The 21,002-nt window shown below is 36.0% G+C and carries 20 protein-coding genes; 5 read left to right on the top strand and 15 right to left on the bottom strand.

The genetic code is table 11. The features are described from left to right. Positions 1 to 65 precede the first annotated feature (65 nt). A complete protein-coding gene (locus BMX40_RS06285) occupies positions 66 to 2,429 on the bottom strand; it encodes a glycoside hydrolase family 65 protein (protein ID WP_090867966.1) in 2,364 nt (787 codons plus the stop codon). A gap of 406 nt (positions 2,430 to 2,835) precedes the next feature. On the opposite strand from BMX40_RS06285, the gene BMX40_RS06290 reads away from it, so the two are divergent. Continuing rightward, positions 2,836 to 4,857 carry a prolyl oligopeptidase family serine peptidase gene (locus BMX40_RS06290; protein ID WP_090867968.1) on the top strand — a complete coding sequence of 674 codons (2,022 nt, stop codon included), beginning with the start codon at positions 2,836 to 2,838 and terminating at the stop codon, positions 4,855 to 4,857. A 47-nt stretch (positions 4,858 to 4,904) separates the two neighbouring features. Here BMX40_RS06290 and BMX40_RS06295 read toward each other — a convergent pair whose 3' ends face one another. The 4 genes from BMX40_RS06295 to BMX40_RS06310 all read right to left on the bottom strand — a co-directional run bounded on the left by BMX40_RS06295 (position 4,905) and on the right by BMX40_RS06310 (position 8,699). Beyond that, the gene (locus BMX40_RS06295; RefSeq protein ID WP_090867970.1) at positions 4,905 to 5,615 is read right to left on the bottom strand and encodes an ABC transporter permease; all 711 of its coding nucleotides are present in this window, start codon (positions 5,613 to 5,615) and stop codon (positions 4,905 to 4,907) included. Continuing rightward, positions 5,612 to 6,460 (bottom strand): ABC transporter ATP-binding protein, encoded by an 849-nt coding sequence (locus BMX40_RS06300; RefSeq protein WP_090867972.1) that lies wholly within the window; start codon positions 6,458 to 6,460, stop codon positions 5,612 to 5,614. Before BMX40_RS06300 ends, BMX40_RS06295 begins: the two co-directional genes overlap by 4 nt. A gap of 107 nt (positions 6,461 to 6,567) precedes the next feature. Beyond that, on the bottom strand, positions 6,568 to 7,602 hold the full coding sequence (locus tag BMX40_RS06305; RefSeq protein WP_244513392.1) for a LytTR family transcriptional regulator DNA-binding domain-containing protein: 1,035 nt from the start codon (positions 7,600 to 7,602) through the stop codon (positions 6,568 to 6,570). Between the two features lie 359 nt (positions 7,603 to 7,961). Next, positions 7,962 to 8,699, bottom strand: coding sequence for a MerR family transcriptional regulator (locus BMX40_RS06310; RefSeq protein WP_090867975.1), 738 nt, complete (start codon positions 8,697 to 8,699; stop codon positions 7,962 to 7,964). A 174-nt stretch (positions 8,700 to 8,873) separates the two neighbouring features. Between BMX40_RS06310 and BMX40_RS06315 the strand changes: the two genes are divergently transcribed. After that, complete coding sequence (locus BMX40_RS06315; RefSeq protein ID WP_090867977.1) at positions 8,874 to 9,380, top strand: hypothetical protein; 507 nt, start codon at positions 8,874 to 8,876, stop codon at positions 9,378 to 9,380. A gap of 102 nt (positions 9,381 to 9,482) precedes the next feature. Further along, complete coding sequence (locus tag BMX40_RS06320) at positions 9,483 to 9,677, top strand: hypothetical protein (RefSeq protein ID WP_090867979.1); 195 nt, start codon at positions 9,483 to 9,485, stop codon at positions 9,675 to 9,677. Between the two features lie 642 nt (positions 9,678 to 10,319). On the opposite strand, the gene BMX40_RS06325 is transcribed toward BMX40_RS06320, so the two are convergent. The 6 genes from BMX40_RS06325 to BMX40_RS06350 form a co-directional block, all read right to left on the bottom strand. Continuing rightward, entirely contained in the window at positions 10,320 to 10,520 is a 201-nt protein-coding gene (locus BMX40_RS06325) for a DUF5957 family protein (protein ID WP_090867981.1), read from the bottom strand. Position 10,521: 1 nt separating this feature from the next. After that, a complete protein-coding gene (locus BMX40_RS06330) occupies positions 10,522 to 10,920 on the bottom strand; it encodes a DUF6220 domain-containing protein (protein WP_090867983.1) in 399 nt (132 codons plus the stop codon). A 181-nt stretch (positions 10,921 to 11,101) separates the two neighbouring features. Then, positions 11,102 to 11,788, bottom strand: a complete 687-nt coding sequence (locus BMX40_RS06335; protein WP_090867985.1) for a response regulator transcription factor — start codon at positions 11,786 to 11,788, stop codon at positions 11,102 to 11,104. Beyond that, the gene (locus tag BMX40_RS06340) at positions 11,785 to 12,879 is read right to left on the bottom strand and encodes a sensor histidine kinase (protein WP_090867987.1); all 1,095 of its coding nucleotides are present in this window, start codon (positions 12,877 to 12,879) and stop codon (positions 11,785 to 11,787) included. The genes BMX40_RS06335 and BMX40_RS06340 overlap by 4 nt, the downstream gene beginning before the upstream one ends. A 156-nt stretch (positions 12,880 to 13,035) precedes the next feature. Continuing rightward, positions 13,036 to 14,592 (bottom strand): BCCT family transporter, encoded by a 1,557-nt coding sequence (locus BMX40_RS06345; protein WP_090867989.1) that lies wholly within the window; start codon positions 14,590 to 14,592, stop codon positions 13,036 to 13,038. A 440-nt stretch (positions 14,593 to 15,032) separates the two neighbouring features. Then, positions 15,033 to 15,854, bottom strand: coding sequence for a squalene/phytoene synthase family protein (locus tag BMX40_RS06350; protein WP_090867991.1), 822 nt, complete (start codon positions 15,852 to 15,854; stop codon positions 15,033 to 15,035). A gap of 284 nt (positions 15,855 to 16,138) precedes the next feature. Between BMX40_RS06350 and BMX40_RS06355 the strand changes: the two genes are divergently transcribed. Both BMX40_RS06355 and BMX40_RS06360 read left to right on the top strand, forming a co-directional pair. Next, positions 16,139 to 17,302, top strand: coding sequence for an AI-2E family transporter (locus tag BMX40_RS06355; RefSeq protein WP_090867993.1), 1,164 nt, complete (start codon positions 16,139 to 16,141; stop codon positions 17,300 to 17,302). A 90-nt stretch (positions 17,303 to 17,392) separates the two neighbouring features. Continuing rightward, the gene (locus tag BMX40_RS06360; protein ID WP_090867995.1) at positions 17,393 to 17,773 is read left to right on the top strand and encodes a carboxymuconolactone decarboxylase family protein; all 381 of its coding nucleotides are present in this window, start codon (positions 17,393 to 17,395) and stop codon (positions 17,771 to 17,773) included. A gap of 412 nt (positions 17,774 to 18,185) precedes the next feature. On the opposite strand, the gene BMX40_RS06365 is transcribed toward BMX40_RS06360, so the two are convergent. From BMX40_RS06365 to BMX40_RS06380, 4 genes are read right to left on the bottom strand one after another with little or no spacing between them, the layout of a single operon-like run. Continuing rightward, entirely contained in the window at positions 18,186 to 18,893 is a 708-nt protein-coding gene (locus tag BMX40_RS06365; protein ID WP_139177916.1) for a hypothetical protein, read from the bottom strand. Continuing rightward, a complete protein-coding gene (locus BMX40_RS06370; protein WP_090867999.1) occupies positions 18,890 to 19,636 on the bottom strand; it encodes a hypothetical protein in 747 nt (248 codons plus the stop codon). Before BMX40_RS06370 ends, BMX40_RS06365 begins: the two co-directional genes overlap by 4 nt. Beyond that, positions 19,608 to 20,510: an ATP-binding cassette domain-containing protein gene (locus BMX40_RS06375; protein ID WP_090868001.1), complete on the bottom strand. Its 903-nt coding sequence runs from the start codon at positions 20,508 to 20,510 to the stop codon at positions 19,608 to 19,610. Before BMX40_RS06375 ends, BMX40_RS06370 begins: the two co-directional genes overlap by 29 nt. Next, positions 20,507 to 20,893: a GntR family transcriptional regulator gene (locus BMX40_RS06380; RefSeq protein ID WP_170840686.1), complete on the bottom strand. Its 387-nt coding sequence runs from the start codon at positions 20,891 to 20,893 to the stop codon at positions 20,507 to 20,509. Before BMX40_RS06380 ends, BMX40_RS06375 begins: the two co-directional genes overlap by 4 nt. Between the last annotated feature and the right edge of the window lie 109 nt (positions 20,894 to 21,002).

The raw sequence follows: 21,002 nt of genomic DNA on the forward strand, positions 1-21,002 counted from the left end.
TTAATAATAATTTTTTTATTTAAGGATGATTAAATCACCCAGTAAATAACGCTAGTTAATGTTTACTAAATTGGTACTTCCAAATAATCTGTACAACTGTATGCTTTACCAAAGGTTTCAAAACTAATCGGTTCCTTATTCTCAGCTTTTACAGTTAATAATGACTGCGTAATGAGCAAGGTTATTGGTTGCCCTTTCCAATTAATTGTGAATTTCATTTCATCCCAATGCTTCGGCAATGACGGGTTAATACGAAGCTTTTCCCCGTCTAAACGTAGCCCGGCAAAACCAAATATCGCTGATGACCAAATACCACCAATAGATGCCGCATGTACACCTTCATCTGAAGACTGCATGTTTGGTCCAAGATCAATTTCTGTAGCTTCTTTAAATAAGGCGTATGCTAGATCTGCTTTTTCAATATCGTTTGCTAAAATTGCGTGCGTTGCTAGACTTAAGGATGAGTCATGTAATGTTCTTGGTTCATAAAAATCGAAGTTTGCATGTTTAAGCTCACGTGTTAAACGAAAATCTTCTTTTAAGAAAGTTTGTTCTAGTAAGTAGAGTAAGACTAATACGTCTGCTTGTTTGGTTACTTGGATCTCATTAATTTGCTCCGGGTTATAATCCCTATATATACCTCTTACCTGCTCTTGATTTTTATATTTAGATAAGTCTATCTCTTTCAAGCTTAAATACGTATCATCTTGTGGAATAACAAGGTCTTCCTTACGTGGCTTTGGTATATAAAGGTTATCAGCCTTCCTTTGCCAATCATGGTAAGGCTCTTTTAAATTCAATCGCTCGTTTAAACGATAGAGTAGGTCAGGGTTATTATCTTTTAACAATTCATAGTAACGTCCTGCTAGTCGTAAATTGAAGTAAGCCATATAATTTGTATATGCGTTATTATTAACATGCTCTTTATACTCATCTGGCCCAATCACATTGTTAATATGATATTCCCTTCTTTTCTCATCCCATTCCAATCGGCTAGCCCAGAAATTTGCAGTATCAAATATCATTTCGTAACCATATCGTTCCATAAACGCGTGATCACCTGTAACAAGATAATATTGAAAAACGGCAAAGGCAATATCCGAGGTAATATGCTGTTCAATTAAACCAGACCAGATTTTTGTTTGCTCTCCTGTTACGATATCAATATCCCCAAATAACGGAGTAACTTCACCATCTGTTGGCCAAGCGGCTTCCCATGGGTACATCGCTCCACTGTATCCATTCTCCTTGGCTTTTCTTCTAGCACCAATTAGACCATGATAACGATAGGTTAATAGTGATTTCGCAACTTTCGGGTTAGCATACGTGAAGAATGGTAGAATGAAAATTTCCGTATCCCAAAAGGAATGACCTTTATACCCTTCTCCGCTTAGGGCTTTTGCACCAATTCCCATTCGATCATCATGTGCTGGCGTCATTACCGTAAGATGGTAAATCGCAAATCGTAATGCAAGTAAATCATAGGAATACTCACTTTTGACATCTAGGTTATATACGTCCCAGACTTTTCGTTTCCAGGCATGCTGATGATCTTCAAACAATTTATCGTAACCCTTTTCAGAAATCGCTTTCAATTGATTCAATGAATAATCACGTAACGCTTCTAGTTGATCGCTAGATTCTTCCAATACGTTATCACGACTTGTATATATTGTTGTCAGCTTTTCAACTTGCAATTTTTCCTTCGGCTCAAGTTGGATATCATATGTGAGCCAAACACTACGCCGTGCCATGTCCATTCTTGGCTCTATATTGTTAGTCTCTTTTCCGTTTTTAGAGATGCGATGCATTGTATTGATTGCTATATCTACATTTGATTCAGAAGTAGTTTGTGTGAGTGATAGAAACTGTCTATCAAAAACTCTACGCTCACCTTCAAGGAAATGTTGTGAGCCTGAATTACTTAATTGAGCATTAATTCCTGAATCAAACGATAAATCAACCGTGTCAGTTAAACTCTCTACCTCCATCTTCATACCAATCAGGTGTAGATTATCTAAAGATACAAATCGTTTAAACTGGAACCGCAATTCCTTCCCCTTTGGAGATGTCCAATTTATATTACGGGTTAATTCTGCTGTCTTTAAATTTAGTTGACGGATGTATTCATTTGTTTTTCCTAGCTCAAGACTAAAGCGTTCTCCATCAACACGTATGTCAATTCTTGTACTGTCAGCTATATTCGGTAGCTCCGTAACTTCATTCGGAAAGGCTTTGTTAAAGGTACCATTTACAAATAAATTCCTAGTTTCTTGTAAGTAAGGTTCTTCAGTCGCTGATCTCAGTCCCATGTATCCGTTCCCAAGATACATGATTGATTCACCTTTACCTAATAAATCAGGGGAAAACTTAGTTTCTGCAACAATCCAATCTTTAAAGTTCCCTTCCCCTAACGAATATTCCATCATATGGATACTTCCTTTCGAAAACGTTTTCGAATTTGTTCTTTAAAAATACTAAAACGTTTTAGTAATCTACTAAAAAAAATATGAAAACGTTTTAGTTTTTCTTGAAAAAAATATGAATCTCCAAAAGTCTTATATTGGAAGTATAAATCCACCATTTAAAAAAGTCAATAATCGATGATGAAATTGTCACTAGGAAATTATACCCAAGCACCGATAAAACTATTCATGTCTAAATACAATTTAGCATTCCATTATTCGGCCTCATTTCTATATACTATGAAACAAATAACCATATTATAATTAAGGTAAACAGATTTTTTAGATGGAGACTGAAAAATTTTAATTAATAAAGGGATTCGATCAAGGTTTGGCGAATTTTTATACTACACAGAAAAGGAGGGATACCTTGATTAACGTAAAAAAAGATAACATTATAGAAAACTTCCACGGCACCGAAGTAGCTGATCCATATCGATGGTTAGAAAATCCGGACTCAAAGGAATCCATGGAGTGGAGCAATTGGATGAAAGAACAATGTGATGCATACTTTTCGGATACGACTACGAAAGAGGATGACAAAAAACGGCTGGAAGAGCTATGGAATTTCCCAAAATTCTTTGTTCCACAAAAGGTAAAGGATCAGATCTTCTATCAAAGAAATGATGGATTACAAAACCAAGCGATCCTATATAAACAAGGAGATAAAGAAGATACAGTTCTTATTGATCCTAACGTACTAAGTGATGATGGTACTGTTGCAATGACAAATTATAAATTTAGCAATGATGGAAGGTACATGGCGTATGCTACATCGACTCATGGTAGTGATTGGCAAGAAATACGCGTACGAAATGTTAGAACTGGACAAGATATGGATGACCTTATTCAGTATGTTAAATTTACAAATATTGCTTGGTTACCTGACCATTCAGGATTCTTTTATAGCCGCTTTCCTAAACCCGGAAGTGTAAAACCAGAGGACGAAAGCAATTATAATAAAGTCTACCTTCATAAATTAGGAACAGATCAAAGTGAAGATGTTCTTATCCATGAGCAACCCGAAGAAAAGGAATTAATGTTTTCGCCCGTAGTAAGTGAAGATGAAACATATCTATGTCTCTATGTATTACATGGAACAGCTACGGAAAATCGGTTCTATATGAGGAAGCTAGATTCTAATGGTGAATTTGTAAGATTATTAGATAACCAAGATGCTGAATACTCCTATATTACAAATAAGGATAATATCTTCTATTTTAGAACAGATCTACATACTCCAAACGGAAAAATTATTGCAATTGATGCAAATCATCCTGAAAAGGAAAATTGGCGAGAGATCGTTCCAGAACAATCGGATCTAATGGACAATGTTCTATACATCAATGATAAATTCATCGTAGCTTTATTACATGACGCACACCACCAGCTTCATGTTTATCATATGAACGGGGATTACCTGTACCCTATTGACTTGCCCGTGCTCGGTTCTTTAACTAACATGACGCGAAGCAAAGATACTGATGAAATTTACTTTGGAATTACAACTTTCCTTAGTCCTACTGTTGTCTATCAATACGATTTAAAAAGTAAACAATTAACTACATTTGCAGAGTCGAAACTCCCAATTGATACGTCAACTTATGAAACAAAACAGGTTTTCTACACATCGAAGGATGGTACTAAAATACCAATGTTTATTACATGCCACAAAGCAATCAAATTAAGTGGGGAAAATCCAGTAATATTATACGGTTATGGTGGATTTAATATTAATATAACCCCTTCCTTTAATCCCGCCATTTTACGTTGGCTCGAAAAAGGCGGCATCTATGCTGTAGCAAATCTCCGCGGGGGAACAGAATATGGTGAAGAGTGGCATAAAGCTGGAATGCTAGCAAATAAACAGAATGTATTTGATGATTTTATTGCGGCTGGAGAATGGCTGATTGAAAACAAATACACGAAAAAAGAAAAACTTTCCATCATGGGTGGTTCGAATGGTGGGTTATTAGTAGCAGCATGCATGACACAAAGACCTGATTTATTCGGAGCGGTAATTTGTAGGGTTCCAGTTATTGATATGCTACGCTATCACAAATTTACCATTGGACGTTACTGGGTTCCTGAATATGGAAGTGCAGAAAATCCGGAGCAGTTTCCATTTCTATTTGCGTACTCCCCACTGCATCATATTAAAAATGGACAAAAATATCCGGCTGTCCTCATTGCAACTGCCGAAAGTGATGATCGCGTTGTTCCTGCACATGCGAAGAAGTTTGCGGCAACATTATTGGAGAAAGCAGACCCGGATTCTACGATTGTGTTACGCCTAGAATCGAAAGCAGGTCATGGTCTAGGGAAACCAACCACTAAGATTATAGATGAGTGGGTCGACTTTTATGCATTCTTGGACAAGGAATTAGGTTAATAGGAACAGGGTGAGATCTTGGTAGTTTTCAGATCTCACCCTGTTTATTATTCATCCATTTCTCGTTTACGATAGACGCCAATTGTTAAAATTCCTATTGCCACTCCCCAAGCAAGAATAATTAACAGATGACTCCAAAGATCAGCAAACCCTAATCCATCCTCTACTTTATGGGCAAACTCAATTAACTGGGTATTTGGCATGTAATTAACAAACGCAAGAATCGAATACTGATCCGTTAGTCCTTGCAATTGAGAACCAAAACCAAATAGAAACAAAAAAGGCATAATGATTACAGAGGCTTCTACTACTGTTCTAGTGACAAGTCCAAGTAATGTACCTAGTCCTAAGTAAAAAACACACGATAATAATATTGCTATCAAAACAAAAACTGTATTTTCTGGCATATATCCTGTTATATTCATGCAGACCAAAATCGTAACGGCAGTTAATACTAAGCTTACAAAACTTTTTCCGGTTAAAATTTCTAAGACGGTAGCTGGAGATAACATTAAACCACGCAACGTATTTTTCTCCTTCTCTTCTGCAATAACGGCACATTGAATAGTTGCAGTGATTGACACTAAGGTTAAATTGATAATTAGATAGTGTATTTCAATAGTTGGTTGATCAATTCGACTATACATAATTGCAAAAAACAACGGTAATATAACAATCGAACTTACATATAGATTCTTCGATAAATCCTTCAAATCTTTTAGAAAGATCGCATAGATTCGTTTTAACGATAAACTCATACTAACTCCCTCCCTGTTATATCAACAAATATATCCCCTAATGTAGGCTCGTTGGAATGAATGGAAACAACTTGATTCGTAGATAAATACTGGTAAACTACATCTGCACCTTCTGAACCACCAGGCAGAACAATCTCCCTTCCATCCTTCAACTCCAGTGTGATTGTGGAATCGGAATATTTTCTACGTAAATTCTTCGGTTCATCAAGCAGTTTAATTTTTCCTTTATGCAAGAAAGCAACTCGATCACACAATGTTTCCGCTTCAGACATGTCATGTGTCGTCAAAAAGACAGTCGTTCCGTTTTCATTTAGCCGTCGTAGCCCCTCATGAATTTGTTTGGAATTAGCCGGGTCCAATGCTGATGTTGGTTCATCCAAGAATAAAAGGTCTGGCTCATGTAATAACGTCCGTGCTAATAATACCCGTTGTAACATCCCTTTTGATAACTTCGATACGAGCTTTTTCTTTTCGTCTGTTAAGTTTACCAGCTGTAACACTTCTCCGATCCGCTGAACGGGAACATGATACAGGTCACAGTACAATTTCAAATTATCATATATAGAAAGTCGTTGATACAATCCACTATTATCAGTAAGAACTCCTATTCTTTGGCGATAACTCTGATGATTAAGAGCTGAATTGGAATGACCAAATACTTGAGCATCACCAGAAGTTGGTCGTAGTTGACCGGTTAATATTTTAATCGTAGTTGTTTTGCCAGAACCACTCGGTCCTAAGAAACCAAAAGTTTCCCCTTTTTTCACTTGGAAGTTTACATCTGCTAAGGCTGTTTGAGTGCCATATACTTTTTCTAACTTATTTACTTCAATTACATTTTCCACCGTTCTTTCCTCCTAACTGATTCGAGTACAATAATTAGAATATATCAAAAACCCTATGAAATCAGCACTTTTCTGTTGAATGGAGGAATTTCGGGGATGAATGGATCTTATTTCAGCCCCAGCATTTCTTTTAAATGAACCATTTTGGACTTTGAAAGCGGTATGGAAGATTTTGGTTTATCATCTAATACTAAACTATAACTATTCTTTGTCCATGGAATAACTTCGCGTACCTTTTGTAGGTTTACGATATAGGATCTGTGGCAGCGAAAGAAACCAAATGGGATGAGACGTTTTTCTAATTCATTTAATGTAGACATACTTTGAAAAGCTTCTCCCTTGATGAATATGGTCGATTGTCCCGCACTACTTTCGATATAATCAATCTCAGGAGGATCAAACAAGACAATCTTGTCATTAACCTTTGTAGGAATCTTGTTAAATTGAAATCCACTTTCTTCATTATCACTTACATCGGTATCTATTTCCTTTTCTTCCTGATTCCGCTCTTCTGCTAATTCATAAGGCTGTAACCCCTGATCATGTAATCGGTATACATGATCAGCTATCATAATGGCACTTTCGATATTCCCTGTTAGTATTAAAATTCCTTTTCCGTTATCCTGTAGATACTTTGTAATATTAAGAAAAACCTTTCTTGTTTCCACGTCAACGTTTAAGTCAGGTTCTTCAAAAATAAAGAAAGATGGATCTTGAATAAGTACCCTAGCAAAATTTATTCGTTTCTTTTGCGAGTCTGTTAGATTTTTAATTCGTTTATGTCTAATTGTGTATAAATGGGTTAATTGTAAAATTTTATCAACTTTTTGATTGGATCCATACAGCCCTTCATAAAATTTAAAATGATCCATTATAGATAAACGATCATACAAACCTTCTTCATAAGAAGATACTGCAATCTGTTTCGGGTATACTGTCTTATTCTCAGAAATCGGTTGTCCTAAAATAGAGATTTCTCCATGTGTAAGCTTCGTTTTTCTCATAAACATATGTATTAATGCATGTCGAACATTTAAATTAGAATGAATGGCAACAATCTCACCTTTTTCCAAGGTTAAACTAAACGCCGGAAACAGTATCGTTTCTTCACTATGCTTCTCTATATTTTTGATCGATAACACGGATCTCAAATCCCCCTTCTCCGCAAAAATTCAATACTTTAGTTATACCATTTACAGTTAGAAATTCATAGATAATATAAACATATATATCAGCATGGACTTCGCAGGGAAGAATAATTTAAACGAATACCATAGAGCAAGTTACGAGTTAACTTTGGACATTATTAAATTAACAATGAACAAAAACGTGAGCAGGCTTTGCTATTAAAAAAGAGAGCTAATCGTTTAGCTCTCTCATCAATCATCGTTAATTTGTCGATATTCCATTCATTAGAATCGTTCACTTTCTATCAATTTCTCGGGGTTAAGATAGGAGTTAAACTGACAGTTATACTTTACCCACTTTCTACCAGCTGTTATTATTGATTTTTATCGGCATAAACAGCCATCGCATCTCTCATGAACACTGCTAGGCCATCACCATATTTGTCAATATTTTTTGTGAAACGAACATCGTCTACATACATCTGACCTAAGCCTTTAAATGCCTCCAACGAATAACTACCTATTTTATTCAGGTATTCATACCAGCGTTCTATGGTTTGTTGAGCAATTTGGGAATCGGCGGGTTGATGGCGGATTGCAGCTAACTCCTTGTAGATGGCATCGAAATCCTCTCCCATTTTCTTTTGTTGTGCCGTCGACATATTGTTTATTTTGGCATTGGATTCATCTATCGCTTCGTCTCCCCATCGCTCACGTGCCTCTTGTTCATAAGGATTATTACTAAAATCAAAGCCGTCAAATTTCTCTTTATTACTCATTTTAATTTCTCCTTTCGAGTGTTTCATTGTTTTTTCGATTGTCCGAATCATTTGATCAATTCGTTTTCGTTTATCTTCTAACATTTTTTTATGAAGCTTTAAAGCTTCTTGTTGATCAAAAGTCGGACTACTGATAATTTCTTTTATCTTTTTCAAAGGGAAACCTAATTCTTTAAAAAATAAAATCTGCTGCAAGGATTCGAGGTTTTCCTGAGAGTATATTCGATAACCCGATTCCGTTGTATTATCTGGTTTTAACAAACCTATTTCATCATAATGATGTAGTGTGCGCACACTAATCCCAACTAACTCTGCAACTTCCTTCACTTTCATGTTTAAGCCTCCCTTTATCATCACTATAGAGTATGACGTTACGATAGGGTCAAGGGTAAATATAAAATTATTATTACGTTTACATACACAAATGCCTATTTTTCTAAATAATATCCCAATATAGACGTTTTTCCCATATATTAAATAGAATACTTTTTGAGGAGGATACATGAAATGAATCCATATGAACAATCGCATACCGATGAACGATATTTTAATTTCCCAGGATATTGGTTGGGACAGTTTTTCGGATATCCAAACCAACCAGGTGGGGGGCAATTTCCTTGGCAGCCTGGAGGGCAGTTCCCTGGTGGAGGGCAAACTGGCGGGCAATTTCCTGGAGGAGGTCAGCCTGGTGGAGGAGCCTTTCCTGGATTTCCTGGAGGACAATTCCCTAGTCAGCCTGGTGGCGGACCTCAACAAGGAGGAGGCGCTCCAACTAGCCCCCCACCTGGATTTACACCTCAACAGCCACAATTTCAAACATTTGCAGTAGATCCTGGTGCTATTAGAGGATGCTTGTTTCGCTTCACCTATGTTTGGCTTGATCGAGGGGGATCATTCTGGTTCTATCCAACCTTTGTAGGTAGAAATTCAATTTCTGGGTTTAGGTGGCAACGCAATAGATGGGTCTATTTTGGTATAGACTTAGATAGAATTGACTCTTTTCAGTGTTATTAGTTAGACATGAAATTAGGCAAAAATCCTATTTGTTATAGGTATATGATATAAACACAATCCCTCCTGTTCACATATTGTATAAGGGAAAAGGAGGGATTGTTTATGGATAGACTCGTATATCTATATTTAGCAAGTATTTTAGCAGGTTTTGCTATGGCATTTGTCCCAACATCCTCGCTCATCACAGAGCCAATTGCTGACTTCTTCGATATTGTAGGTGGAGTCGTTATCCTGGTATTTTCCTTAGCATTGGTTCACTTAGGGTTAAAAGCACTCTTTACCAAACATTTTAATTAGTAGTTTCATACCACATTCAAGATTCAACCCAGGCATTCACCAAGCTTTAATGGTGAATGCCTCCTTTATACTTAGTTCGATTTTACGATTGATGCACATAACGTATATAATGCGTCATAATTTTAGGTTTCACCTAATGTAAATATTGATATATAGCCGCTACGACAGAATACTTCGTTTTCCACGGATTGCCTGAGCCTATATATAAAGGAATGAGGTATGCTCCAAATGAATGATATCCTCCATTTAGCGGAATGAGGATCCACTTCGTCATTGATGTGGATTGTGGTTCCGCTAAATCACAAAAATACCGCCCAAATAAGGTGTAAGAGGATCCTCATTCCTCTATTAGCCCTAAATCAGTGTAAATTTTACTAAATATAGGTAATAAAGGAATGAGGTTCCATAACCATGCTCCAAATGAGTGATATCGGCGATTTAGCGGAATGAGGAACCACTTCGCCATTGATGAGGATCGTGGTTCCGCTATTTGGACCCAATGACGGTTAGATGAATCCTACTTCCCCCATTGGCGGATTAAGTATTCCACCATCAACTTCATATTTGAATACATTTTTTACGTCGCATAATATATCTACTACATATTAAATCCAACCGTTAGCATACCTACCAAAAAGAATACTATGATTTCTTTCCAGCATTTTTATGATCTAGATATGGGACCAACACTGCACATAATATCGCAGTAAAGTATGGAAGAAATTTGATTCCCATCGGTTGATTAAATACCATCATTCCTAAAATACCAATAAAGCTGGATAATGCAATTCCTAAAACAAAACCCCCAATTATACCTACAATCATACCAATAAACGCTCTCATACTAATTCTCACCTTTCTTTTCACTATTTAATTTGTACCAAGCCTTTTTTACATTTAAATAAGAAATCATTATTAACAATATTGCTAGCACTGGATGTAATGACCCTATCCAGTTAAGTTGCATATTTGCTGTAAAATACATCATGAATACTAAAGTCAATAATCCAAATATGTGCCAATAAGTCCATTTAGGCATCTTGCCAATAAATGCGAAGAACAGCATGAAGATTAATAAATTAAAACCGAACAAATGGACAAATGTTGTATGCATCAACCAATAAGCTGCGCTATCAAAGGTTGCTAAGCCTGCCAAAAACACTTGTACAATTAAACAAATGAAAAAAATACTAGATAGTCCTAAATATAAATATTGTGGTACGTTGCTTCGTTTCCTTACCATCTATTTTCATCCCCTTTATTAAGATCTCTTTCATTAACTATGTATTTATCTTACAAACTGAATCTAAATAGCCCCTTAGGAAATTATTAAATATTTATTAAGTATAAGTTAGCTATTCCTTATCTATGTTTGAGTCCAAACAAAAAACGTGACAGCTCTAGTGAGCTCCCACGATCTTTTGTCAGGCGATAAAACGATATCCTACTCCCCATACCGTTTCAATAAATACCGGGTTAGAAGGGTCCATTTCTATTTTCTCCCTGATTTTTCTAATATGAACGGTAACAGTAGTAATATCACCCATAGAATCAAATCCCCAAATCCGCTCGAATAAATGATCCTTACTAAAAACCTGATTAGGATTTGTTGCTAAAAAGGTTAGCAAGTCAAATTCTTTAGCGGTAAAGACCTTCTCTACCTCATTTACATAAACACGGCGAGACAATTGGTCAATTCGCAATCCTTTCACTTGGATGTCTTGGTTCACTTGATCATTTTTCACAAGTCGATCATACCTAGCTAAATGTGCCTTCACTCGAGCTATAAGCTCATTTGGATTAAAAGGCTTTTCAATATAATCGTCTGCTCCGCGGTCAAAACCCCGTATTTTATCAATATCCTCTTTTCTTGCAGTTACCATTAATATTGGAATATCCTTTACTTCTCTAATCTGCTTACAAAGTTCAAAACCATCCATTTCGGGTAACATCAAATCAAGGAGAATTAAATCATAAAATTCGTTCGTTGCCCTTCTCAAACCTTCTCTACCCGTTGATACAATATCACTGGCAAAGCCATTGACTTCTAAATAATCACGTTCTAGTTCAGCAATGCTTTGCTCATCTTCTATAATAAGGATTTTTTTCATGACTTTTCACTCGCTTTCGGAAGGGTGAAGTACACACTGGTGCCTATCCCAATTTTACTTTCAGCCCAAATTTTGCCTCCTTGCTCTTCTATAATTCGTTTAGCAATTGCTAACCCTAATCCACTGCCACCTGTAGTCGAATTTCTAGAAGTATCCGTACGATAAAAACGGTCAAAAATAAAAGGAATCGCGTCCTCTTGTATTCCACTGCCATTATCATCTATTCTTACCGTAACTTGGCTTGTGTCTTCATCAAGTAAACTAACCTGTATTCGCTTCTGTTCCTTATCCATATATTTTAAGCTATTTTGAATGATATTTGTTAATACTCGTCGCAGTTTTTCTTGGTCAGCTCGTACAAAATAAGATTTACTGGAATCATAGCTGAAATCCAATTCACCATTCTCATCTAGGTCAAAAGCAAGTTCTTCCACGAAATCACTCAAATACAATTGTAAGTTAATCGTCTCATAATGAAATGGTACTTGGTGTAAGTCTAATTTCGAATATAGAAATAGTTCATCAATTAATCGATCCATATCATTCGCCTTTGCGTAGATTGTTTCCATATACCGGTCAATCTTTTCTGGTGTGTTCGCAACCCCGTCGCGGATACCATTAACATATCCTTTTATAGATGTCATAGGCGTTTTTAAATCATGCGAAATACTAGCAATTAATTCTTTTCGGTTTTCCTCATACCGATATTGAAGCTCTTCCGCTTCTTTTAACTTTCTCCGCATCGTCTCAAATGTCTCCGATAATTGACCAAGCTCATCCTTACCTGTCTTGTCTATTCTATAGTTAAGATTACCATCACTAATTTGTTTAGCAGCATACGTTAACTTATCTACCGGACGAATGATGCTTCTTGCGACGAAATAAGTTAATAACCCATTTGTTAAAATTAATATGATTAATAAGCTTATAAATCGAAGGGATAAAAATAACTCCATATTACGATCATTCAAATCACTTTTAAATAAATAAAATAAAACAAATCCCATAATTATCTCAATTAAGAAGAACGAAACAACCGGGATAATAATCATAGCTATATTTGAAAGAACCAATCGCCTTTTTATTGTCACTAGTACCACCTCTTTCATAACATCCTTAATAGCAACTACTATTATGATAGCAAAACATTAATTTACCCGAATACATTTCTTAAAATTTTATTAAATCCAATAAGAAAAGGACCATTTCAAATGACTTTCCATCGCCACTTGAAATAGTCCCATATATTACTCTGGTTTCTTATCCACTTTACGCTTCAATTCTCTTTGCCAAATTAATCCTTGTTCCAATGCCATCTTCTTCGCTATTTTTGGTGCATGCCATAATGGCGGCAACAGTAAGAAGGATACCGGAACAGCAGTTATTACAATGGAATTTTGAATAGATGAGATACTATCCTCACCAATTGTTAAAATCACCACAGTTGTCAGTCCGAATATGATAGCCCAAAAGACACGTAACCAACGCTTCGGATTATCTCTACCTGTTAACGTAGCAGCAACGGTGTACGACATCGTATCTACTGTTGTTGCAACAAAAATTATGGAAACAAGTAAGAAAGCTAATCCAAAAACTACACCCATTGGTAGTTGATCTGTAATCGCCATTACAGCAGCAGGCATTCCACCTTCATTTAAAGCATTGGAAATAGAGCCGGGGTTTTCTGTTTCAAAGAAAACTCCGGTACCACCAACGATTGAAAACCAAAAATTATTAACTAATGGCGCAACAATCGAAACGGCGATAATCAGTTCACGAATCGTTCTTCCACGAGAAATCCGACTTATAAATACAATTAGCATCGGTGCATAACCGATGAACCATCCCCAGAAAAAGATCGTCCACCAACCATTCCAAGCACTATCTCCACGGAACATACTCATGGTGAAGAAGTTTTGCAAATGCACTCCAGTTCCACCAACAAATGCATCAATAATAAATAATGTTGGACCGATAATTAAAATAACAATCGCCAAGAAAATAGTAAATCCTACATTATATCTACTTAAAGTAAGAATTCCTCTATCGACTCCAGTAGCTGCAGAAATAGCAGCAATTCCTGCTAGTGCTAAAACCACGACAATACTCAATGTAACGGTATTAGGTACATCAAATAGATGATTTAAACCATAGGATATTTGTAGCCCTAAAAATCCTAGTGGCCCTAGGGTCCCAGCAACTGTTGCGATTATTGAAAATATATCTGCTGCCGAACCAACAACATTTTTATGATATATTTTATCACCGAAAATCGGATATAATAAACCTCTTGGACGTAAAGGCATACCTTTACTATAATGTACATACATCATTACAATAACAGCTAAAGTTCCCAAAATAGCCCAAGCTAAGAAACCCCAGTGAAGAAATGCTTGGGCAAAAGCAGCATCCATATTGTTAAACTGACCTCCGCCAAAAAGCGGTGGAGTATCCATATAATGGTACATTGGCTCTGAGGCTGCCCAGAAAACACCTCCACTCGCAAGTAATGTAACGAGTATCATTGCAACCCATCGGAAATAACTGTATTTCGGTTTCGTTTGGTTACCTAATCGAACCTTTCCATATTTCGATACCGCCAAACCAATACCAATAAAGAAATTACCGAGTAATAATAACTGCCAATAAGCACCAAATAAGTTCGCTGAATAATCGAATAGATTGGAGATCGCAGACCCCACCATATCATTATTAACAAATGATAGAATAATAAATAAGATGAGAAATCCACCACTAACTATAAAGACTGGCCAATCTAATGTTTCCTTCTTGTTTAATTTCACGTTTTTCCTCCTAATTTTGTTAGGAGCAAGTGTCTAAAATATAATCTTCCATTTGCCATTTAAGACCGTCGGATGGAGCTGATTACCTAAATAAACACAGATACATAACCATTGACAAAACCCATCAGCTTGCTCAATTTTTTATCACAATTATCAATTATAGGAACAATCCATCATTCGGTCAAACTATTCCAAAAACACTCACCCCGCAAAAATACTGAAATACTACCTAAATCCGCTACATTCCTCCTAATCACTTATTATTTTGCACCTTATTTTTATATACATACCTTTTACCAACTTTTCTTCCATTCAAACGTAAAAAATTGTAGTAATCCCTCGAACCTCAATAAAATTGAAATTTAGGTTACTCATCTCCGTTCTTTAGGAATAACAAATAAAAAAAGGGTTAGGTTTCACATTACCTAACCGCTTTTCCTCTATTCTTTTATAATCTCTTCGACTGTCTGTTCAACTTCACTACGAGACATCTTCTCTTTCCCACTCTTAAGTGCCTTTAACGTACGTTTGGCAAGCGCTAATGGTATTTTGCAAAAAAGAATAATATTTTTTGTTTGAATACTTTTCATATAACGATCCGCTTTATCTAAATTGTTTTCAGCATAAGAAAACATGTCATCTCTACTCCAATTTTCCGGGAAAAATTGCACACCGCGTTCCGCATCTTCGTCTTGGTTACGTAATACATTAACCGCTTGCAATCCCCTACCATAACCAATTGCTAATTCGCGATCTGTTTCCGTCCCATCATACCATTCCCAAATATCCGAGAGCATCACTCCTACCAGCCCTGCAACATAGTAGGTGTAGTCATCTAAATCCGCTTTCGTCTTCACTTGCCAATTTTTTTCAGCCCAGTCAGCCATTCCTTTTGCCATAATACTTGTTGACTCTTTCACTCGATCGATAATGTCAACCGGACAAAAGTGAATCCAATCACCGAGTCTTATGGAGACATCAGGTAGTATAGCATGATATGGCTTAATTAGATCTTGATATGCTTCCTCGTTAAAATTACTTTCCTTTAAGAGCTCACTTGTTTTTCGCAATAAATGACTTTTTGTTTCATTAGTAAGTTGTTCATGATCTTCTATCTCATCAATTGCTCGCATACATAAGTATGCTGAGGCTACCGTTTTCCTTAACGTGGGTTTTAACAACTTAATTGGAATATAAAACGTTCTGCTAGTAAGCTTCAGTGTATGCATTGCTTCTTTTTGTAATTTAGCTTCATCACGCAATGAGGTTTTGCCTCCCTTATAACTACAATGAGTAACATCAATTATACCAAACATCCTCTAATATTTCTTGATATACGTCTAAAAGCTATCTTTATCGTATTCCGCGCCTCCCATTATAGACTCTATTGAACGTTGTAATATGTTCTATTAATTGGAATCTTTTTCAATTTATTTTATAATTATGAATAGACTTAATTACAGTGAAAATAATAGGTCATTATTTTGAAATGCTACACCTTATAATGTGAAGCAAATCTCGATGAACCGATGAAGGAGCACCAAACATGAAATCATTTAGTAGGTTTATGAATTTTATTGGGGGACGTGACCTCCTTTTTGGACTTGTTTTACTCATTCTTCTTGGAATAGTAATTTTTATATACACTAAAATATCATTTATTTTTACTCCCGTTGTGGTTATCTTATCAACCATCACACCACCAATTATCTTAGCTTTCATTGCCTACTACCTTCTAAATCCGATTGTTGATTTATTAGAAAAAGTAAAGGTAAAACGGATTTGGGGAATTCTCATCATTATCCTTGGAATAAGTGGTTTATTAACTGGAATTATTCTTCTTTCGGCTCCAGCTGTAGAAGCTCAAGTAAAGGAGTTAATAAAAAACTTTCCCATTTATCTTGGTGAAATGGGAAATAGTATATTGCAATGGATCCAAAACTCCATCTTCGGAGATTACTATGAACAAGGATACAATTGGGTTGTTTCCTACTTTAGTGATATCCCAGGAATGATTGGTACCTATTTAGGTGATGCATTTGAAGGTATTCGAAATGTTGCATCAACGGTTACAAACGTATTTGTTGCGCTCTTTACATTTCCTTTTATACTATTCTTTTTATTAAAGGATGGAGACCGTTTTAAGCGCTATTTCATTAAGTTGTTCCCCCCAAGATCTAGAGGGGATGTCCAACAGATTCTTCATAACATGGATGTTCAAGTTGGATCATACATCCAAGGGCAAATTATTGTTGCATCTTGCATCGGAATTTTACTATTCATCGGATACTTAATAATTGGATTAGACTACGCAATTACGCTGGCTATTATTGCTGCCGTTACAAGTGTTGTACCATATTTAGGACCAACAATAGCCATTATTCCAGCAATAATTATTGCTATAGTCGATTCTCCTTTTATGCTTCTCAAGCTTGCAATTGTTTGGATAGCGGTACAATTTCTGGAAGGTAACTTTGTTTCTCCAAACATCATGGGAAGAACAATGAAGATCCACCCATTAACGATTATCATTGTTCTACTTGTAGCTGGAAATTTATTTGGGGTTATTGGAGTAATTCTCGGTATACCAGGTTATGCCATTTTAAAAGTTATTATCACATACCTCTTTGTAAAATTCCAAGAGCGGTATGATCATTATTACGGCGTTGAATATGGGTTTTATCAGGATACAGATGAACAGAAAGAATAACTTTCCATTCCCAATTTCTTACAAGGATATTTTTCTATCAATAATGAAGGATAATCATGTAGGAAAATTTTTACGGATGGAGTGATACTAATGGAAATCAATCATGAAGAAATGGCAAATTATTTTGATCAATCCATACTGGACTATAAGCAAGGAAGTAGCCGCCTGGAAAAACATCTACCAGAAATAACAAAAAGCTATTTTAAATTTACAGATGCATGTTTCGAACCAGGAAAATTAGATCAAAAACAAAAACAACTTATGGCTCTAGGCATAAGCATCTATGCACAGGATGAGTATTGTATTATTTATCATACGAAAGGGGCCGTTGAACACGGCGCTACAGAGGAAGAGTTAATGGAAACAGTAGCCGTTTGCTCTGCATTAGGTGGTGGAGCAGCATTTTCTCAAGGAGTTACATTAGCAATGGATACGTATGATTTTTACTCCTCAAAAGGACAGCAACATTAATTCGTTCAGAAAACTTGGTCTATCGCCAAGTTTTCTGCTTTGGAAAATAGTGAATAACCCTGTGCTCTTATACAACTAATCATTATCCACATAAAAAAGTCACACCCATCGCATCATAGATGTGACTAGCCTTTACTTTTTCCTTAGTAACACAATGGCTAATATTCCAGCTCCAAGCCCTACGGTTCCCCCAGCTGCAAATTATCATAATATATTCCTACGATTGTACCGATTAACAAACAACAAATAAATGTAAATCCCGCTCGCTCATATTGCATGATTAGCACCTCAAATGCCTAGTCGTTTGTAATATTGTATTATGGAATATCTTTTTTCGTTCTTATTCTTTTCAAACAAAACGCGGTGCGAATCATAACCATTGTTGTATTTATCCAAGCTAGAAATGTTATATTTACCTGTTAACAAATTGTACGTTCATTTCCGAATCGTAATCAACCTCTAAATCCTGTGGAACACGAATTAATACGATATCCTCCCCTCGATGACGATAAATCGGCTCCATCCATCCTTCTGACTTTTCTCCCGAATGCTGTGTAATCGTAAATTCCTTCTTATAGCTACTAAATTGTTGATCGATCGGATCCGAGTTAATTAGAGTCAGTTCGTTATCCGATATGGATATATCCAAAGGAGGAATTATTTCCGTTACGTTAATTCCTCCTGCTATTAACGTAGGCGTTCGGTAATGAATGATCTCCACTTGGTCTGTACCATTTGAGTGCGCTTCAATAAAGGTATAGGCACTGTTTACCTCATTAACATAATGCGCATTTAATTGAAGTTGATTTTTCTCATACTCAAATTCCCACTCATCCTGAATATACTGTTGGTCAACTTCTTCCCCTTGATTGACAACATTATATAAATTAGGAATACGTTCTACATCAAATTGTTCATCCGAATTTACATCATTTGGAATTAGAAAATAGAAGCCTGTTGAGAGAATAAGAACTGCTATATAAACTCCTAATAACCACTGAGCCTTTACAAAGGAAAAAATCCGATTCACTTTATTTGATACTCCTGTAGTTACGAAAATCAAAAATAATAGTAAGATAATAAGGGTTATTAAAGGTATAAAGTTTGTTGAAGTCATCACTTCCTAACCTCCCTTTGATTTAGTAATAAAATTGATGCTGAAAAAAGAATACCAACTGTACCAACCACTTTCATAATCGTTAGGAAAAAGGATGGCTCTTGGAAATAAAATTCCCCAGCATAAATTAAAATGTTGAATCCATTTCGAGATACCGGAACAATAAAACCAATGAGTAATACAGGTATTAGAAACATAAAAAGCTTATGAAACTGTACAAAAGACCCGATCAGATAGCCAACTGCACTAAATAAAAAGATATAACCAAAAGTCGTTACCATACCTAAAATAAACTCCATTGGAGAGTAAACCATACTAGAATTGATGGCAGGCTCTACTTGGACAAAGTAATAAATAACTACTTTTAACAAAAAGCTGGATAATAAAGCTGTTATAGCGCCTATCAAGCTAGCTGTTATCAAGAAGGCTATATTTGCTAAATTACTAATGAATCGATTTGTGACAAATATAAAATCATCTTCACGATAGGCTTTTGTTGTAATCATGATCGCACTGATGAAGGACCACAATAATGTAAACGCGATGACCATGTCAGCAGAATAATAGGTTACGGAAACATAATTCCCATTTATGCTACCACCGCTTGAACCTACTCCAGATAACGAAAACAGAAGTGCCAATAGCTGCAATATAACTAGAGAAGTAAATAATCCCATATACGATTTCATTTTGAAAATGTACAGTTTTTTGACAACATTACCTAACGTTACGGCTGTTAAAGACATCATCAATTCCTCCCTTATTCGAGCCAGTTAAGTAGACACATAGATCACTAGGAGCAACAGCAGAAACGGATATGCCTAAACGCTCCGCAGCATTCCGATCAAAGTTGTTTTTGACCACAACATACGATTGATCCATACCAAGTTCTTGGCTATAAAGCACCTCTTTACCACCGATCCACTGTCGAACAATTGCTGACTGTCCAGTTAAACCAACTGCATATTCTTTCAAATCATCGATTGATTTGTGCATTAATTGCTTTCCTTCGTTAATCAATAAAACATCTTCCAATACATCCTCGATCTCATCCAAGTGGTGACTTGAAATAATAATTGTTCGAGGGTGTGCTAGGTAATCTTTTAATAATGCCCGATAAAAATCTTTTCTTACGGCCGCATCCATACCGGTAGTTGGTTCGTCAAAAATTGTTAAGGCACACTTAGCAGATAGGCCTATTATCATATTAAATGTACTCTTTTTCCCTTTTGATAGCCTTTCATGAATTTGCTTCGGCTCAAACTGAAAGTAATCAAACAATCGATTAGCCAACTCAACATCCCAATTCGGATAAAAAGTACTCGCTTCTTTCAGCAACTCTTGAAGCGTCAGTGAATTAGAAAAAGTCATACCATCATCAACAAAAAGGCTATTAGCCGAAACCATAAGATTGTTAAAAGGACGTTTTGAAAACACTTGAACCTCTCCTGAAGTTTCCTTCCACAGACCGGCTAGTATCTTTAAAAGGGTTGTCTTCCCTGCCCCATTTCTACCAATTAATCCAGTAATCTTGTTTTCCTCAATCTCAAAACTCAACTCGTCTAAAGCTTTTATACCTTTATGCTCTTTGGTTACATCATGACATTTGATTACTTTCATTTTCCTGCCTCCTTACGTTCCTTTATAGCGGTTTGTATCATTTCGACTAACTCCTCCTCTGTAACTTCCAACCTCTCAGATTCCTGAACAACTTCGTGAATTAGCCCTTTCAGCTTTCGATTTTTCCGTTTATCCACAATAATCGCTTTTGCGTTTGGAGAAACAAACTTCCCAAGCCCTCTCTTGTTGTAAAGAATATTTTCCTCATAGAGTAAATTTAGTCCTTTTGCTGCAGTTGCTGGATTTATCGTAAATAAATCAGCAAGTTTGTATTGAGAATAAACCTTTTCATCTTCTCTAAAATTCCCATTTAAAATTTCTGTTTCAATCCATTCAGAAATCTGGATATATATTGGCTTTGAACCGTCCGTATTTATCATCAGATGACAAACCCTCCCTCCGACCGATGTAGTACATTAGTGTTGTAATGTAGTATACAATATTAACATATGCGATACAAGTTTAAAAAGCACAAAAAAAGCCTCCTAAATA

The organism is Oceanobacillus limi, assembly GCF_900111445.1.
GTDB lineage: Bacteria > Bacillota > Bacilli > Bacillales > Amphibacillaceae > Ornithinibacillus > Ornithinibacillus limi.

Bases quoted from the DNA above. Each gene is read 5' to 3' on its own strand.
- BMX40_RS06285 (WP_090867966.1), bottom strand. From the start codon at position 2,429: ATGATGGAATATTCGTTAGGGGAAGGGAACTTTAAAGATTGGATTGTT.
- BMX40_RS06295 (WP_090867970.1), bottom strand. From the start codon at position 5,615: ATGAGTTTATCGTTAAAACGAATCTATGCGATCTTTCTAAAAGATTTG.
- BMX40_RS06310 (WP_090867975.1), bottom strand. From the start codon at position 8,699: ATGAAAGTGAAGGAAGTTGCAGAGTTAGTTGGGATTAGTGTGCGCACA.
- BMX40_RS06315 (WP_090867977.1), top strand. From the start codon at position 8,874: ATGAATCCATATGAACAATCGCATACCGATGAACGATATTTTAATTTC.
- BMX40_RS06320 (WP_090867979.1), top strand. From the start codon at position 9,483: ATGGATAGACTCGTATATCTATATTTAGCAAGTATTTTAGCAGGTTTT.
- BMX40_RS06325 (WP_090867981.1), bottom strand. From the start codon at position 10,520: ATGAGAGCGTTTATTGGTATGATTGTAGGTATAATTGGGGGTTTTGTT.
- BMX40_RS06330 (WP_090867983.1), bottom strand. From the start codon at position 10,920: ATGGTAAGGAAACGAAGCAACGTACCACAATATTTATATTTAGGACTA.
- BMX40_RS06335 (WP_090867985.1), bottom strand. From the start codon at position 11,788: ATGAAAAAAATCCTTATTATAGAAGATGAGCAAAGCATTGCTGAACTA.
- BMX40_RS06355 (WP_090867993.1), top strand. From the start codon at position 16,139: ATGAAATCATTTAGTAGGTTTATGAATTTTATTGGGGGACGTGACCTC.
- BMX40_RS06360 (WP_090867995.1), top strand. From the start codon at position 17,393: ATGGAAATCAATCATGAAGAAATGGCAAATTATTTTGATCAATCCATA.
- BMX40_RS06370 (WP_090867999.1), bottom strand. From the start codon at position 19,636: ATGTCTTTAACAGCCGTAACGTTAGGTAATGTTGTCAAAAAACTGTAC.
- BMX40_RS06375 (WP_090868001.1), bottom strand. From the start codon at position 20,510: ATGAAAGTAATCAAATGTCATGATGTAACCAAAGAGCATAAAGGTATA.